The organism is Photobacterium galatheae (genome assembly GCF_000695255.1).
GTDB classification, from domain to species: Bacteria; Pseudomonadota; Gammaproteobacteria; order Enterobacterales; family Vibrionaceae; genus Photobacterium; species Photobacterium galatheae.
On sequence record NZ_JMIB01000006.1, the window covers coordinates 235,455 to 251,712 of the forward strand.

Sequence of the window (16,258 nt, forward strand, 5' to 3'; positions counted from 1 at the left end):
TTACATCATGACAACGTCAAATTGTTCTTGGTTGTATAAAGGTTCAATTTTCACTTCGACCTGCTTGCCGATGAAAACTTCCAGTTCGGCCAGGGCATGATATTCCTCGCCCGCCAGGGTTTCAGCCACAGCGGGGGAAACATAGGCAACAAAACGATCGGCATCATACGCCCGGTTCACCCGGGTGATCTCACGCAAGATCTCATAACAGACACTGTCGACCGTTTTCACCGTGCCGCGACCTTCACAGGTTGGACAAGTCCCACACAGCACATGTTCAATACTTTCCCGGGTGCGTTTCCGGGTCATCTCCACCAACCCCAGTTGTGTGAAGCCATTAATATTGGTTTTCACTCTGTCGTAAGACAGCGCCTGCTCCAGGGCGGTCAGCACCCGGCGCCGATGCTCTTCTGAGGCCATATCAATAAAATCGATAATAATAATACCGCCCAGATTCCGTAATCGCAGCTGACGGGCAATGGCCTTGGTCGCTTCGATATTGGTATTGAAGATCGTTTCTTCCAGATTACGGCGACCCACAAAAGCCCCGGTATTAATATCGATCGTGGTCATGGCTTCCGTCTGATCAATGATCAGATACCCGCCCGATTTCAGTTCAACCTTGCGATCCAGTGCCCGCTGGATTTCACTCTCGGTATCGTACAAATCGAAAATCGGCTGCTCACCGGTGTAACGCACCAGCTTATTGCTGATTTCAGGCACGAACTCGTCGGTAAATTCCCTTAAATTTTCAAAAGCGAGGCGGGAATCGACAAAAATAGAGTCCAGTTCCGTCCCAACAAAGTCCCGCAGTATGCGCTGGGCCAGACCCAGTTCGCCATACAGCATCGATTTGCTTTTATACTTTCTGCGACGTTCCAGCACTTTTCGCCACAAATGCTTCAGGAAGGCTGCATCCTGCGCCACTTCTTCCGTTGTCGCGCCCTCTGCTGCAGTTCGGATGATAAATCCACCCAGCTCATCGCAGTGCGGCATCACCAAGGATTTAAGCCGCTCACGCTCCGCTTCACTTTCAATGCGCTGCGAAACACCAACATGGCTGGCCCCCGGCATAAACACCAGATAGCGGGACGGCAGGGTAACATCTGTGGTCAGCCGGGCACCTTTGGTTCCCAGCGGATCTTTCACCACCTGCACCACCAGATCCTGCCCCTGACGAACCAGCTCAGAAATATCCCGGACCTGAAACTGCTGTTTCTCGTTTTCCGCGACGCACTCCGTATGGGGCACGATATCAGACGCATGTAAAAACGCGGCTTTATCCAGACCGATATCGACAAAAGCGGCCTGCATCCCAGGCAGAACACGGCTCACTTTCCCTTTGTAAATATTGCCGACAATGCCACGCTTCGATTCACGCTCAATATGGATTTCCTGGAGGTTTCCTCCTTCGATCATGGCCACACGGGTTTCACTGGGGGTCACATTGATCAGCAGCTCGGTACTCATGGATGCCTCTGTCTTTATTTTAGTGGGCTATAAAATCGCGGATCAGCGCATCAGTTTCCACCAACGGCAGGCCAACTACAGCATGGTAGCTTCCTTCGATACGGGGGATAAATTTCCCGCCAATCCCCTGAATGGCATAACTGCCGGCTTTGTCCCGGGGCTCACCGCTTTGCCAGTAATCCCGGATATCCTGCTCAGTCAGTGGCCGGAACCAGACCTCAGTCACCACAAGTTTGGTCATCTGGCGAGCCTGCGTCGCGACAGTCACCGCTGTCATGACCTGATGGCTTCGTCCGGATAATAGCATGAGCATCTCGTGGCTGTGCGCAAAATCCCGCGGTTTTTCAAGAATCTGCTCATCAACAACCACGATCGTGTCTGACCCGACCACCGGGGTGTTTCCATCTGTGGCACAGACCCCGGCCATTGCTTTATCCAGTGACAGGCGTTGTACGTATTCAGCCGGTGTTTCGCCTGGCTGATGGCACTCTGCCACATCCAGCGTCAAAATATCGAAGGAATAGCCGAGTTGAGTCAGTAATTCTTTACGACGCGGCGAGCCGGAAGCCAGATAAAGTTGTGTCATCTTGATTCTACCTTGAAATACGACAGAGCCATGACGGCTACGTTCAAGTCAGCATCAAACGGCTCTGTCAAAAAGGGGGCGAAAGCCCCCCTAACGAATTGAAAACTTGCGGCGAATACGACGCAAAAACAGGAACAGCCAGGGCCAGAGCAGGAAATTGAGTAGCACTGCCCAGAGTCGGTTGGGGTCGAAATCAATCTCGACCACCAGATATTCCGCCCAGAACTCGACCAGTTTTCCCGCCAGAGATAACAAGGCAACAATCATCGCTTGCTGCCATAATGACAGGTTACGCATCACCTGGAAATTCAGGGCGACAATGTAGCACAACACAGACATCATCAGGCCGCGGATCCCCAGCGTTGAGCCAAGCAGCAGATCCCAGACCAGGCCCAGAACCAATGCCGTGCCCACATTCACCCGATGCGGCAGAGCCAGCACCCAGTAAAATGCCACCAGCATCACCCAGGATGGCCGGAAGGCCTCAAACTGACCAGGCCACGGGGCGGCCTGCAAAATCAAAGCAACCACAAACGACAGCCAGATCAGCAGAATGCCATTGGCGCGAGTATCAACCATCGACCGATTCTCCTGTTGTAATGACCTGCCTTTCTCTGTCGGTCGGCCAGACCAGCAGCAGATAGCGCAATCGGTCAAACTGCACGGTCGGCATCGCTTTAATTTGCGCAAAAGGTCGTTTGTTATCAAACGAGAATTCAGTAACCCGTGCGACCGGATAGCCTTCAGGGTATCGGCCACCCAAACCCGAAGTCACCAGAAGATCGCCGACTTTGATATCGGTACTGCTTGGCACATGTTCCAGTTGAATCAGTTCCTGTTCGCCACTGCCAGAAGCAATTACCCGAATGTCATTGCGGACGACCTGCACAGGAATCGCATGCGTCGGGTCAATCAGCAACAGAACACGGCTGTTATGCGCACCGACATAAGAAACCTGACCGACAATCCCTTTGTCGTTAATCACAGGCTGACCTTCATAAACGCCATCGACATGGCCTTTATCGATCATCACCTGATGACTGTAAGGATCGGAATCAACCGCCATCACTTCGGCGACCATCTTGCGTTCATCACGCACGAAAGGGGAACCCAGCAGTTCACGGAGTCGCTGGTTTTCCTGTTGCAACTGGTCCAGCAACAGCACATCGCTTTGCAGCACCAGTAAATCACGCTTAAGCGCTTTGTTTTCTGCCAGTAAACGCTGATGAGAGCTCAGCTGACTGGAAAGCCCATCCAGAATTTCGCGAGGGAGATTTGCAGCGTATTGCAGCGGCGCAACCGCCGAGTTCAGGACATAACGAACCTGAGCGAAAGCATCAAGACGGCTGTCGGCCAGCATTAAGCCGACCGACAGTAACATGGCAAGAAACAGGCGCAATTGCAGAGAAGGGCCTCTGCCAAAGATAGGTTTCATGTAACACTATGACCTGTCGGGATATTTGCCGAAGTAGACATTAGTCTTCGCTGAATAGATCGCCACCATGCATATCGATCATTTCCAGCGCTTTACCACCACCACGGGCAACACAGGTCAGCGGGTCTTCTGCAACAACCACAGGAATCCCGGTTTCTTCGGTCAGCAGACGGTCCAGATCACGCAGCAGCGCACCACCACCGGTCAGTACCATCCCACGCTCAGAGATATCAGAAGCCAGCTCTGGTGGACACTGTTCCAGCGCGACCATGACCGCAGAAACGATACCGGTCAGCGGCTCTTGCAGTGCTTCCAGAATTTCATTGGAGTTCAGGGTGAAGCTGCGTGGCACACCTTCAGCCAGGTTACGACCGCGAACTTCGATTTCACGAACTTCATCGCCCGGATATGCAGAACCGATTTCGTGCTTGATACGTTCAGCCGTTGCTTCACCAATCAGGCTGCCGTAGTTACGGCGAACATAGTTGATAATCGCTTCATCAAAACGGTCACCACCGATTCGAACCGAAGAGGAGTAAACCACACCGTTCAGGGAGATCACGGCAACTTCCGTCGTACCGCCACCGATATCGATCACCATCGAACCTGTCGCTTCAGAAACCGGCAGACCCGCACCGATCGCGGCCGCCATTGGCTCGTCGATCAGGTAAACTTCACGGGCACCAGCACCCTGCGCAGATTCACGAATTGCACGGCGTTCCACCTGTGTTGAGCCACAAGGCACCGCAACCAGCACACGTGGACTCGGACGCAGCACACTATTGTCGTGAACTTGCTTGATAAAGTGCTGAAGCATCTTTTCTGTGACGTAAAAGTCGGCGATCACGCCGTCTTTCATTGGACGAATTGCCGCAATATTGCCCGGCGTACGACCCAGCATTTGTTTGGCTTCGTGGCCAACGGCCGCGACACTTTTGGTTGCGCCAGCACGATCCTGGCGAATGGCGACCACAGATGGTTCATCGAGAACGATCCCCTGTCCTTTGACATAAATCAGGGTATTGGCAGTACCCAGGTCAATAGACAGGTCATTAGAAAACATGCCACGAAGTTTTTTAAACATAGTTTTCGGCTAATCCTGCAAGCTCAAAATTCGTAAAAATTGCGCCTAAATGTATCAAGGGGTCGGTAGCGAGACAAGATAAGCTTTGTCAAACCTGCCACAGATCCTCATTTTTAGGAGTTGTCAGCCTTCAGTGTTTGCTTTTCCGGCAGCGAACTGCGGTTAGAAACGATGTAAGCCCACACTTCCCTATTCATTCAGGGCCTGATTAATATTCATCTCACCGCGGTAAATGATGCGATCATTGCCACGATAAAGTCCGAAAGTCACGACGGCTGACGGGTTTTCATCCCCCAGGCCGCGCCAATCGTACAGCAGCCAGCGCTGAGGCACAGCCCCAACATGTGTGCCAGCAGCAGAATCTTTGATTTCATTTTCGCCGGCAATCGGCGCTGGGATCTCTGACACCAGTTTTTGCCAGAAGCGGACTTGCTCCCGTACAGCGGTACCAGTGGCATAAAGATCACCAGATTGTGAGTGCCCACTAACAACCGTCTTTTCTCCACCCGATACCGTGATTGCCGGACTCTCTGTATTCGTGATGCCCTGCCGGAAAGCGTGCTGCCCGTCAACGTGTGAAAATGCATCATCTTCATTCGTGACAAACTGCACGTTATCCCAATATTCCAGCGTCACCGGAATATTGATGTTTTCACCTTCCCGGCCCACACTGTCTGCCAGCCGCATCCGGCCATAGCGGGCATGAATATCTCCACTCAGCGGCGCGGCCCCTTCAGGCGTTGCCCCTTCCTGATTCCGCACTGCCAAAGTTTTCAGATCGAAATCGGTACATCCGCGAAAGGCACAATCAGCCCGGTCAGCCACGGTCAGTCCAAACTGCACTCGGTACGGCCCATCTGGCGAGGTGACTTTCGGCAGCTCCTGACTCAGCAAACGCAAAAAGCTGAGACTATCCTGACGGATATCCTGCCTCGCCTGTTCCCAGTGCTGATACCGGCTTTGTTCAGACAGCCGCGTACTCAGCTCATTGGCAACCACGCCAGTGGCATCTGAGTCAATGGCCCGAAGCACCAATGATTCCTTGTAATCGCTTTTGAAATCGCCATAGTTCAACGTGGGTGCATTTCGGGCATTTTGCGCTTCAACGGTCGCACTGAGTGAAAACGGTTGATCCATATAAGTAAAGACACCATACGCATCTTGCACTTCACTGGCCGTGATCGCAAAGTGATCTGGGTAAAAACGCCCGATTTCTCCTACGCCCTGAACCAGAGTCATACCCAGATAGTCGGCGTCTGCCTGCAACCACAAACTTCCGACCTCGCTCCAGTTCAGGTCTGTAATCCTCAACCCCTGCTCGGCCTGAACCTGTGTTTGAAAGTCGCTGTTCATTGTACCGCGCAATTGCCCGCCGACCGCGCCATCACCAGTGGGTGTTGCTGGCTTCGCGGGTATCGACAATTGAATGGGCGCAGTCAGCCCTGTGACCGAATAGTAATTTGGGGTGGTCTGTACAGCACACCAGCGACTATCAGCATGCGTGGTTGTTTCAGCATCATGGCGACCATCATGAGATAAGTCCTGTACCGGGGCGACCAATTCATCGGTCCAGATCACAGGTTTAAATGTGGCCGAAAAGTTTTCCCCAGCCGCAGCAAACCCCGCCCCGGAGTTTGATGTGCCTGTGAAATCAAGGTGGCTTTGAGACTGAATCTGACACAGCGCAAATGTATAAGGGCGAGACCAGACGGTCTGGGTTCCTTCCAGTTGCGTCCAGTCACCGAATGCCAGATCATCCAGCGGTTGTCCGTCACCCCCGAGACTGCATCCTCCCGCTTTGGTGCAATTCGGATCCACTAATTTCAGCTGTGTCTGCCCGGCATCCAGATAGCGCAGGGCGCTGCTCGCCCGGCCCTCTGTAAAGGTCAGGATCACGCTGGAAGCCTGCCAGTCCCCAGTCTTGTCTTGCAATTCGATCGTCTTCGTCCCGCCATCCGGCAGGGTGTAAGCGGTGCTCATTTGGAGGACACGATCTCCGCTGTAATCTTTCGCGACTTCCGGTGTCGTCTGGCTGGCATCGCAGCTCATGGCCGACACCGTAACAGACTCAGGCTTCCCGGCCACCAGCTTCAGTGCCTGATCGCTGATCTGAAGGTTAAACGGCACAAAACTGTACTGACCATCGACCGCCGGGTTGCCATGCCCCACCAGTTGCCCGCTGACCTGAATGGTTTCAATCACGTCACTTTTCAGCCAGAGCCGGGCGATTCCATTCACCACAGCAAAACGCTGGCTCTGGCTGGCATCTTTTCCTGTCCCCTCACTGGCTTGTGTATACCATGTCGCATCACCATGTCGGGTCAGATTTGTCGTGACATCGAGGTCACCTTGAAAATTTGTGGCCAGTGCACCGGTTTTATCCAGCACCTGAAATTCCACGGGTTGACGATCGCACAGCAGGCTCAACGCCTGACTCGGATTGACTGTGAGCTGGTAGCTATCCTCGGGTGGATTAAAACACTGGCTGTTTCCGACGATCTGAGCAAACTCACTCATTTCTAACTGGCAAGCTGTCACCGCACCTTGGAGCGTGACACTTCCCGATAATGCAACTGACCCTTGAGAATAAATACGACCGTTCAAACTACCCTGAATATTCAAATTTACTGCTATCGGTGAAGCCACTTGTGGTGGAACGATACTGGGTAAATTGGCTGGCGGTTCTCCGGTAGAGCTAGGAAATGGGCAACTTTTTTCCCAGCCGTAGGAAAGTATGGTCAAATTATCACTTTCATTGGACGTATTAATACTTCCAGCAACATCTAAGCGCCCTTTGACATGTAATACAACGGTTCCTTCAATGGACAAAACACCTCGAACATTCATATTATCGACCCAATATTCTCCTTCAGGCATTGTAAGATGTCCAAACTCTCCAATGGTTAATCCAGCGAATAATCCGCCAAAAGTCGATTTATAAAATGTATTAGGAATAGCTGTAACATTATCATTGACAACAATATCACTCTCAACCCTTGCTCTATCACCGACCCATGATAAATTCAACTGATTCGCCATTGGACCATCTAACTGACAAGGCTCCTGATTACAATCCCCCTGAACAAAGGTGTTTTTTGGAAAACCAATAAACTCAGTTTCAACAATATTATTAGAAAAGCCGACAGAATGATCATCAGGCTTAGACCGATTCACAAGAGTATTTCTTAAATTCATTGAGAAATAATTATTTCTATTGCCACTCCAGCTCTGTGCTGGCCCTGGGAAATAATCACAAACATTAGGAATTAATGGTGGTGGTGGTGATTCCAAATGACATTCAGGTAAGACTTCCGCACCATCAATAGTAAAACTTGCAGATTTAATTGAATTTAAATTAAGAAATTTTACTTGTTGTAATTCCCATGTATCAGAATCAGAAAATTTCAAATAATAACTCAGATAACCACTTTTCTTATCTGTTCGATCATATACAAGCCGAACAAAATAATGTTCTCCAACTTGCATTTCTCTCTCAATGATCGTGGCATGGCTATTTGACTGATTATTCGTCCAAATCATCTTGGATAATTTATTCTTGCCATTACCTGACGATTGCACAGCAATCACAGATTCATTTAACGTTGCAGAATCAATCTCAAACTCAATATATAAATCCTTATTGCTGTTCATTTTGCTGCATTCAGCGGCAACAACCCCACCTGCAGTCAAGAAGCTTTGTAAGACACACAGACAATAAAGAAGTCGCCAATACTTACTCATTCACCAAATCCTTTGCCCAAAGTTCCTGAATCCGGGTCACGCTATGCGGGCCGCTGCCACAACTGGCCGTACTGACCAGCAGGTAAGTGTTGGCAGCCCCAACAGAAGCACTTTTGCAAGTTGTCGTTGCATGGCAGCCGTGAAAATCTGAAGGGGAAAATTCCTTTGCAGTCCCGCTTTCCGGGTCAAGGCGCTGGCAAATCGTCAACGGTGGTTCCACAGAAGTACCCGTCAGTGGAAAGAGCTGGCTCATCATGACTTCATTCGCCGAATGCGCCGTCAGCCAGGCACGGGTCGATAGCACTTCCCGGGTCGTCATGTCCTGACTGGAACCACTGACCCGCAACATGGCCGCCGCCAGCGCAGCCATGACCACAATGACAAAAATCGCAACCACCAGGGCACTGCCCTGTTGCCGTCTGAAAGATGTCACGCGGCTATAAGACATTGATCACCTGCACGCTCTGGCTGTAGTCCGAAGACTCCCGGCTGACCGGATCCGTCAATGTCATGTCAAAATGAATCAGTCCGTTGCTGTTCAAACCGCTGCCAGAAACGGCCACATCAAAGCGATTCAGCTTATCGGTCAGCACCTCACCCGCTTCCTGATTGATCTGGCGAATCAGCCGCTCACCATGCTGACAAAACGCCACTCGACGGGAAAACAGATACAGCCGTTGTCCGGGCGAGCGATCCCCCAGCCATTGTGAAAGCTGGAGTGTGGCCGATAGATCGGACATGGTGGGTCGTTTGCTGACTTTTGTAATCACCATACTGTCAGCATCATCGGCCTGATAATCTCCCGCACTGACAAAGCCAACCGCAACCCGGTCGTTTTCCAGTGCCTGATCCCATAAAGCGATCTGCTGTTCGTCTGGCGGCACCAGCACGGTCAAAGGCTCATTGCCGGTGGGAGCATTGCGATAAGTCGCTGTCAGATACACCGGGTAAAACGACAGGCAACCACTGTTGAAACTCACGCTGTTCGGTGCCGCATGACGGATTTCCCGCGTCAGCCGCTCGATCACGAAACGGGCTTCCGACTGAAGCCGCTCCCGGTGAATGGTCTCGGTATAACCCTGCGCGCCCAGTTGGAGATAAGTGCCGATGCCCAGCGAAATAAATGCCAGCACCACCATCGCCATGATCAGCTCTATCAGGGTGAAACCACGATTCAAACGCATCAGTAGTTACTCCTGAACGCCGTGAACAGATAGTCTCCGTAACGGCTGGTTTTCACCAGCACACGAATGCGTTTCTGTGCCGTGACCGACGTTGATGCACCGTCAAACGCATCCCCTTCATAAGCCACACTGACCTCCAGCCAGAGATTGCGGTAGTCGCTCTCTTGCGCAGCAGAACCCCGGATCAAATCCTGCAACTTACCTCGTCGAGGCTGACTGCTCCCGGTACACTGGGCGGCAGTCCCCCAGCAACCAATAAAATCATCCACATCATCGGCCATACCGACGTTGAGCAAACCGCTGTTCACTTCGCCGCTATCGCCCCCCAGAGACACCGGTGAAGAACAGGGATAGCCGGTTTCTCCGCAACGGATCACGCTGTCATTAAAGGGGTCTGATTGCTCATCAAATTTTCGGGCCAGGATTTCATTCATGGCGGCCTGCCCAACAGCGGCAGCCCGCGCCTGATAGTGAGGAACCGCCGACTGTTCGGCCTGAGGGAATAAAAAGCTGACCAGCATGACCATGGCAATTGCCATGATCACAATCGCCAGAATGCCTTCAATCAGCGTAAAACCGCGTGGGATTCGGGCCATCTTACGAACAGGCATGGATATAGCCCTCGCGGTTGATACAAAGCGACGCAGACTGCGTATTGCGGGAAATGAAGGTGATTTGGCAGCCAGTCACGCAGAGCAAGGTCTTGCTGCCATGGCTGTCTAGCTGATAAGGCCGCCCCAGCAGATCAAACTGTATGTCGCCCTGAATGGTTCCGCCGATCGTCACCCCATCTGCAGAGGTTATCAGCGCACGGCCAGAATAGGTGGTGGCCGCACAGGTTGCAGGGCCAAAATGGTTAGATTGCACCCTCAGTGACAGGCAGGGATCCAGTGTCCCCTGAGGTGTCTGATTGCTCATGGCTCTGAGCTGGATCTGGCGAGCCAGGCTGACAGCCTGATCGCGGGCAAGATAGGCATCAAAACTACTGCGGCCAATCAGGCGTGAGGCGGCGGTCATACTGAGGACACCCAGCAGTATGATCACCAGAATCAGCTCAATCAACGTAAAGCCGCGTTGCCGGCCAGCGCGGTAATGGCAAGCCATGCTGTCACCCGAGATGCCCTGTGATAAAGGAAAAAAAGGGGCAGGAGTCCACCCCTCAATCTCAACGCCTTTGGCTAATACTCATTAACCAGAAGTACTTAGTCCAGTGTACAACCGTCGCCATCCACCACGAGTGTTGTCGCGATTGCACCCGATGTTGCTTGTGTGTACCTGACGTAACAGCCCGCTGCGGTGCGGTCACTGAAGGTGTAGCCAATCTGACCCGCCGGTAACGCCGAACCACCTGTCACACTCGTTGGTGCAACAGCCCAGTCACCCGACTCAAACGCAGCACCAATCCCATTAGCGGCCGCTGTCGGGTAACCAAAAATAGTTTGTACGCCATCAACTGCAACTTCTGAAGCGGACGCTTCATTCCCACGAATCGCAGCTTTACCGTAAACAATTCCGGCCGCACCATCCATCGCACCTTTCAGGCCCTGCAACGCCGAGTTTCGCGCATCATCCTGCAGATTCAGAAAACGAGGGGCTGCTGTGACCGCCAGAATACCGAGAATCACGATCACCACCACCAGTTCAATCAGGGTAAAACCACCTTGACGTTTCATAACTGACTCCTAATTATTGTGTTCTATCTTCATATCAACCCGACCCAACGCCGGCGTGTAAATAAAAGAATGGCCGGCGGTGATTGATTTCATGCCGGTCCCAAAGTCACTGGCTGAAGCCAGCTGGTAATAACGACAAAGCTGGTGACCGCTGACTACCTCCGCTCTGACGAAATACTGGTATTGCCCAGACGCTGCCTCGTTTTCATCCGGGGTGGCAGGTGGCGGGCTTTGTAAAAGATTGTCGATTAAATCCAGACAATCCTGATCCGATAATGCACTCAACGGACGACGGCTCAGTGTCACTAACGCAAAAGGATAACCTTCCCGGTGACCAGATTTCGACGTGGTCAGGCTAAATCGCGTGCCGTCATAATTGACCCAGTTCAGTCGCTGCTGGCTGGGTTTTCCATCGGCTTCCCATTGCGCCCGGGCAGAAATCACTGCCGCAGAAAAGCTCCCGGCGACACCCTGTAGTGCCGCAATTTTGGCTTCATCCGCGATATCGAGATAACGTGGAATGGCGACCATCGAGAGAAGACTGACCACCACAATCACGATGACCAGCTCAATCAATGTTAAACCGGTTTGCCTGTTCGAAAACTTCAGCATCATGAGCCAAAAACATGACGAGTTGGCGTCAAAATAAACATCAGCATTTTCTCACTATCCTAAAAAAATACCAATAAAAATAACGGGGAGAATAAAAATTTCTATAAGGTTTCCTTGTGCTTAGTCTTTATTCCCCTCACCAATCATGACAAAAAAGTGATGACTGAGCATTCAGCCTGACGTGAAGACGGCAAACTTGTTTAAAGTCCGCCCCGAGTTAAATCCAGCAAGTTCCACATCGGCAGGAAAATACCGAGTGCCAGAATCAGTACCATGCCGGCGACAACGGCTAATAAAAAAGGCTCAATTCTGGCCGTTAAGGTTTTCAGATCATAATCCACTTCCCGGTCATAAAAGTCCGACACTTCATGCAGCAGCTCATCGACCTGCCCGGTTTCCTCACCAACAGCAATCATCTGCAACACCAGCGGGGTGAAAATACCGCTTTGCCTTGCGGTTTGCGTGATACTGGTACCGCCCTCAATACCACTTTTCATCTCGAGCAGCCGATTTTCCAGATACCGGTTTTCCAAAGCTTCAGCAGATAACTGAAGTGCCTGATTGAGAGGCACCCCGGCCCGGATCATCAGCGCAAAAGTCCGGGAAAAACGGGACAACTGAGCCCGGTTGACAATATCACCCACCACAGGGACTTTCAGCCGCCAGCGATCCCATGTTTCCTTACCTTCTGCAGTCTGCCGCCAGGCTTTCAGAGCGATCCAGCTCATCACCGTCATTCCCAGCAGCAGGGGCCAGTAATCCATCAGAAAATCAGACGAGCCAATCAGAAGTCGGGTCGGAAATGGCAGCTCGACACCAAAACGGCTGAACATGCCGGCAAACTGCGGGATCACTTTGGTATTGAGCACGATCATCGCCAATACAATTGCTGAGAGCACAAAGGTCGGATAACGCATGGCTGACTTGATCCGACGCTGGGTTTCCAGTTCCTGCTCGTAATATCGAGCCAGCTGCAACAAAGCATCTTCCAGCCGGCCCGTGTTTTCCCCCACGTGGATCATGGAAACAAACAGTTCAGAAAATACTTTCGGGTGCAGCTTCATCGCCTGTGACAGCGACCGGCCATTGGTCAGCTCGACCGTCACCGCATCCAGCGTTGTGCGTAATAGAGGATGACTGGTACTTTGTTCCAGTCCTTTCATGGCCCGCAGTAAAGGCACACCCGCCTTGGTCAGGCTGTATAACTGACGGCACAGAATGACCAGAACTTCCTGCGGCACCGATCGCTGAAACAACTCACCAAGATTCAGATTGCCCTGACTGCGACCCCGGCGAATCTCCAGCGGAATGATCCCCTGTCGCATGAGCTGCTCTGCTGCTGCCTCTTCAGTCGCGGCTTCCAGCTGTCCCTTTTGCAACTGCCCCTGGCTGCTCCGCCCCCGATAATCAAATATTGGCATCAGTGATGCTCCACGGCAGAAGCCAGCAAGGCCTCAAATTCTGGGGCCAGATAATCCCCTTCACTCAGCATCAGCACTTCTTCCAGGCTGGTTCGGCCATTCCGAGCCAGCGCCATCGCTGACACGATCAAAGGTTGATACCCTTCAGAATCCCGTGCCAGATGGGCAAATGTCACCGTATCACTGGCCCGCAGGGCATCCATCATTGCCGGGGTCATTTCCAGCAATTCGAACACCCCGATACGGCCTTTATACCCCGTCAGGTTGCAGCTCTGGCAGCCCCGGCCTTGCCGGAATGGCTGATCGGCAGACTCCGGAAATCGGGCTTTGAGCCACTGCCGTTGCGCCGCATCGGGTTCAGTCTCTTCTGCACAATCCTGACAGACACGACGAACCAGCCGCTGCGCCAACACCGCTCGTACAGCACTGGCCACCAGATAGCCCGGCGCTTGCATGTCGATCATCCGTAAAGCACTGTCCACTGCATCGTTGGTGTGCAGGGTCGACAGCACCAGATGGCCGGTCAGGGCAGATCGCAGACCAATTTCTACGGTTTCCTGATCCCGCATTTCCCCCACCAGAATGATGTCCGGATCCTGACGCAGAAACGTCCGCAGGATCGAAGAAAACGTCAGGCCAATTTTTGGATTCACTTGCACCTGATTCACCCGTGGCAGGCGGTATTCCACCGGATCTTCCGCTGTGATCAGTTTTTTACCCGGTTTGTTCAGCTCGCTGAGCGCACCATATAAGGTGGTGGTTTTTCCGGAACCGGTAGGCCCGGTCACCAGAATCATTCCATGGGGACGTTTGAGCTGACGGCGAAACCGGGACAAGATCTCGGGCGGCATCCCAATCTCATCCAGGCTGAGGATCCCGGCCGACTGATCAAGCAAACGCATCACCACCGACTCGCCATACTGCACCGGCATGGTCGAGACACGCACATCCACCGAGTGTCCGCGCACCGTCACATTGAAGCGCCCATCCTGCGGCAGACGTTTTTCTGAAATATCCAGTCCGCTCATCAGCTTCAAGCGCAGAACCAGTGCCGAGACAATCGCCGATTCGTTGATCAAGGTTTCGTGGAGCACACCATCGATCCGCTGACGGATCCGCAGCACACTGGCATCAGGTTCGATATGGATATCCGACGCACCCACCTGAATCGCATCTTCAAACAGCGAATTAATCAGTTTGACGACCGTGACTTCTTCGTTGTCAAAATTGTCGACCGTAAAGCTGAAATCCCGATCGTCCTGATGCTCCGCATGCAGCTGCTCGGCAAAAGTCACAATTTCTTTGGTGCGGCGATAATAGCGGTCAAACGCCCCAATCAGTTGCCGTTCCGGCGCAATCACCAGTTCCACCCGATACTGATAGAGCTGATTCAGCACCACTTCCTGCGCGGCCAGATCCGCCGGATCACTCATCGCCACCCGCACCGTGTCGCCTTTATGGCTGATCACCAGCGCCCGCAGTCGCCGGGCATGAACTTCAGACAACAAGCCGACGGCTTCACTGTCGACCGCGACCCGGTTCAAATCAATCAGGGGGATATCCAATTGGCGGGACAGAAACGCCAGTAGCTGTTGCTCACTCAGAAAGCCCATACTGATCAGGGTATCTCCGAGCTTACGCCCGGTGCTTTGCTGCTGATCCAGCGCCCGATCCAGCTGTTCCTGCTTGACGATCCCTTCTTCAACCAGCAGATCGCCCAGACGTTTGCGTAATCGAAGTTGCATGTGCTCAGCCCTCCTGTGCCTTCAGCGTACTGAGGCGCTGACGGATAAATTGCTGAGATGCGCCGGAAACCTGCCCCAGCTTCAGCGCTTTGCGGTAAGCAGCCACGGCGTCGGCTGTTTGCTGGTTACGATCCAGTGCGATCCCCAGCCCCAGCCACCAGCGGCCATCAAAAGGTTCGGTTTCTATCAGTTGCTGATAACTGCTCAGTGCCAGCGGCTGATTCTTCAGTTGCTGTGCCAGCGCGCCACGCAGGGCAAGGAACTCACTGTCGGGCTGCTGGGGCAGCTCGCTCAAAACATCCAGTGCCACTTCCGGCTGGGATTCGCTGGCCAGCAATTTTGCCAGCGTCAGGCGCAGTGTCTGTTGCGCCGGCTGTTTCGCCAATCCCTGCTGCAGCGTCAGCATCGCACGACGTACATCTCCCCGGCCATAATACAAGGCCGACAATTGCTGGCGGGCTTCCACCCAATCGGGCTGATACTCCAAAGCAGACTTGAGATATTCCAGCGCTTTCGGGCTGTCCCCTTCCCCCAGCGCTTTCATGGCTTTGTCGTAATCGACCTGAGCCAGTTGCTCTGGTGGCAGGGCCACGCGTTCAATCAACAATTCGGCTTCCGTGTGCCCTTCGGCCTCGGGTTCAGCGTCAACGGCTGTCACGACTTCAGGTTGCGCTGATGCCTGAATGACAGATGCAGATGTGACAGGCGCAGATGTGACAGGTGCAGAGGGAACCGATGCCGGAGCAACAGGAACCGATTGACGCACCGACGCTTGCGTCAGAGCCTGTGCCGGCAGCGCCCTGTGTGTCGTTCCGGCAGACTCCGACGGTACCCGCCGCGGGTTGTCCACTGCAGCGGTGGCTTTGTTCGGCTGACGCTCAACGTCGACGACCGTAGCCGATGAAGACTGCGGTTTCACCGCCTGCTGCCCAGAATGATGGGCCCGTTCAGCCGTAGACTTATGTACAGGTTCAGGTTCAGATTCAGGTTCAACTAAGTCTTGTGGACTTGCGGCTGCCACCTGAGCCACCTCAACGGGTTTCGGGAATGCTTCAGGAGACGCCTGTGCGTCCGGAATGGATATCACCTCGGTCGAACCGAGGATGACTGGGGCCGGTTCCCGGTCCCGCTGGCCGAACCACCAGCCCGTCGCACCAGCCATCCCGGCAATCATCAGTCCCGAGATCAGCCAGACCGGCCACTGAGATTTCGGCAACGGTTTTATCCGGGCAGCTTTCAATTCAGACGCGCCCTGAGACGCGCCGTTCTGGCTCAAACTGTTGAGCATCTGGTTCACCTGGCTCATG

Annotated in this window: 15 protein-coding genes; all 15 read right to left on the reverse strand. The window is 53.1% G+C overall.

What is annotated here, in order from left to right; genetic code table 11:
- Positions 1 to 1,470 (reverse strand): ribonuclease G, encoded by a 1,470-nt coding sequence (gene rng, locus EA58_RS05050; RefSeq protein WP_036749732.1) that lies wholly within the window; start codon positions 1,468 to 1,470, stop codon positions 1 to 3.
- Positions 1,471 to 1,489: 19 nt separating this feature from the next.
- Entirely contained in the window at positions 1,490 to 2,056 is a 567-nt protein-coding gene (locus tag EA58_RS05055; protein ID WP_036749734.1) for a Maf family protein, read from the reverse strand.
- Between the two features lie 90 nt (positions 2,057 to 2,146).
- Positions 2,147 to 2,635: a rod shape-determining protein MreD gene (gene mreD / locus EA58_RS05060; protein ID WP_036749737.1), complete on the reverse strand. Its 489-nt coding sequence runs from the start codon at positions 2,633 to 2,635 to the stop codon at positions 2,147 to 2,149.
- Complete coding sequence (mreC, locus tag EA58_RS05065; RefSeq protein ID WP_036749740.1) at positions 2,628 to 3,491, reverse strand: rod shape-determining protein MreC; 864 nt, start codon at positions 3,489 to 3,491, stop codon at positions 2,628 to 2,630. The genes mreD and mreC overlap by 8 nt, the downstream gene beginning before the upstream one ends.
- Before the next feature lie 40 nt (positions 3,492 to 3,531).
- A complete protein-coding gene (gene mreB / locus EA58_RS05070; protein WP_036749742.1) occupies positions 3,532 to 4,575 on the reverse strand; it encodes a rod shape-determining protein MreB in 1,044 nt (347 codons plus the stop codon).
- A gap of 189 nt (positions 4,576 to 4,764) precedes the next feature.
- A complete protein-coding gene (locus EA58_RS05075) occupies positions 4,765 to 7,092 on the reverse strand; it encodes a DUF6701 domain-containing protein (RefSeq protein WP_152547937.1) in 2,328 nt (775 codons plus the stop codon).
- A gap of 1,216 nt (positions 7,093 to 8,308) precedes the next feature.
- A complete protein-coding gene (locus EA58_RS05080; RefSeq protein ID WP_036749747.1) occupies positions 8,309 to 8,764 on the reverse strand; it encodes a hypothetical protein in 456 nt (151 codons plus the stop codon).
- A complete protein-coding gene (locus tag EA58_RS05085) occupies positions 8,754 to 9,500 on the reverse strand; it encodes a PilW family protein (protein WP_036749749.1) in 747 nt (248 codons plus the stop codon). Before EA58_RS05085 ends, EA58_RS05080 begins: the two co-directional genes overlap by 11 nt.
- Positions 9,500 to 10,111 carry a type II secretion system protein gene (locus tag EA58_RS05090; RefSeq protein ID WP_235199557.1) on the reverse strand — a complete coding sequence of 204 codons (612 nt, stop codon included), beginning with the start codon at positions 10,109 to 10,111 and terminating at the stop codon, positions 9,500 to 9,502. Before EA58_RS05090 ends, EA58_RS05085 begins: the two co-directional genes overlap by 1 nt.
- Positions 10,098 to 10,604, reverse strand: a complete 507-nt coding sequence (locus EA58_RS05095) for a prepilin-type N-terminal cleavage/methylation domain-containing protein (protein WP_036749755.1) — start codon at positions 10,602 to 10,604, stop codon at positions 10,098 to 10,100. The genes EA58_RS05090 and EA58_RS05095 overlap by 14 nt, the downstream gene beginning before the upstream one ends.
- A gap of 98 nt (positions 10,605 to 10,702) precedes the next feature.
- Positions 10,703 to 11,173 carry a type II secretion system protein gene (locus EA58_RS05100; protein WP_036749758.1) on the reverse strand — a complete coding sequence of 157 codons (471 nt, stop codon included), beginning with the start codon at positions 11,171 to 11,173 and terminating at the stop codon, positions 10,703 to 10,705.
- A 9-nt stretch (positions 11,174 to 11,182) separates the two neighbouring features.
- Entirely contained in the window at positions 11,183 to 11,788 is a 606-nt protein-coding gene (locus tag EA58_RS05105; RefSeq protein WP_235199558.1) for a prepilin-type N-terminal cleavage/methylation domain-containing protein, read from the reverse strand.
- Between the two features lie 197 nt (positions 11,789 to 11,985).
- The gene (locus EA58_RS05110; RefSeq protein WP_036749761.1) at positions 11,986 to 13,206 is read right to left on the reverse strand and encodes a type II secretion system F family protein; all 1,221 of its coding nucleotides are present in this window, start codon (positions 13,204 to 13,206) and stop codon (positions 11,986 to 11,988) included.
- Positions 13,206 to 14,951: a GspE/PulE family protein gene (locus tag EA58_RS05115; RefSeq protein ID WP_036749764.1), complete on the reverse strand. Its 1,746-nt coding sequence runs from the start codon at positions 14,949 to 14,951 to the stop codon at positions 13,206 to 13,208. The genes EA58_RS05110 and EA58_RS05115 overlap by 1 nt, the downstream gene beginning before the upstream one ends.
- 4 nt (positions 14,952 to 14,955) lie before the next feature.
- Entirely contained in the window at positions 14,956 to 16,257 is a 1,302-nt protein-coding gene (locus EA58_RS05120; RefSeq protein WP_036749767.1) for a tetratricopeptide repeat protein, read from the reverse strand.
- Position 16,258: the final 1 nt, after the last annotated feature.

Bases quoted from the DNA above. Each gene is read 5' to 3' on its own strand.
- mreB (WP_036749742.1), bottom strand. From the start codon at position 4,575: ATGTTTAAAAAACTTCGTGGCATGTTTTCTAATGACCTGTCTATTGAC.
- EA58_RS05100 (WP_036749758.1), bottom strand. From the start codon at position 11,173: ATGAAACGTCAAGGTGGTTTTACCCTGATTGAACTGGTGGTGGTGATC.
- mreD (WP_036749737.1), bottom strand. From the start codon at position 2,635: ATGGTTGATACTCGCGCCAATGGCATTCTGCTGATCTGGCTGTCGTTT.
- EA58_RS05085 (WP_036749749.1), bottom strand. From the start codon at position 9,500: ATGCGTTTGAATCGTGGTTTCACCCTGATAGAGCTGATCATGGCGATG.
- EA58_RS05105 (WP_235199558.1), bottom strand. From the start codon at position 11,788: ATGATGCTGAAGTTTTCGAACAGGCAAACCGGTTTAACATTGATTGAG.
- EA58_RS05090 (WP_235199557.1), bottom strand. From the start codon at position 10,111: ATGCCTGTTCGTAAGATGGCCCGAATCCCACGCGGTTTTACGCTGATT.
- rng (WP_036749732.1), bottom strand. From the start codon at position 1,470: ATGAGTACCGAGCTGCTGATCAATGTGACCCCCAGTGAAACCCGTGTG.
- EA58_RS05120 (WP_036749767.1), bottom strand. From the start codon at position 16,257: ATGAGCCAGGTGAACCAGATGCTCAACAGTTTGAGCCAGAACGGCGCG.
- mreC (WP_036749740.1), bottom strand. From the start codon at position 3,491: ATGAAACCTATCTTTGGCAGAGGCCCTTCTCTGCAATTGCGCCTGTTT.
- EA58_RS05110 (WP_036749761.1), bottom strand. From the start codon at position 13,206: ATGCCAATATTTGATTATCGGGGGCGGAGCAGCCAGGGGCAGTTGCAA.
- EA58_RS05055 (WP_036749734.1), bottom strand. From the start codon at position 2,056: ATGACACAACTTTATCTGGCTTCCGGCTCGCCGCGTCGTAAAGAATTA.
- EA58_RS05115 (WP_036749764.1), bottom strand. From the start codon at position 14,951: ATGCAACTTCGATTACGCAAACGTCTGGGCGATCTGCTGGTTGAAGAA.
- EA58_RS05095 (WP_036749755.1), bottom strand. From the start codon at position 10,604: ATGGCTTGCCATTACCGCGCTGGCCGGCAACGCGGCTTTACGTTGATT.
- EA58_RS05075 (WP_152547937.1), bottom strand. From the start codon at position 7,092: ATGAGTGAGTTTGCTCAGATCGTCGGAAACAGCCAGTGTTTTAATCCA.
- EA58_RS05080 (WP_036749747.1), bottom strand. From the start codon at position 8,764: ATGTCTTATAGCCGCGTGACATCTTTCAGACGGCAACAGGGCAGTGCC.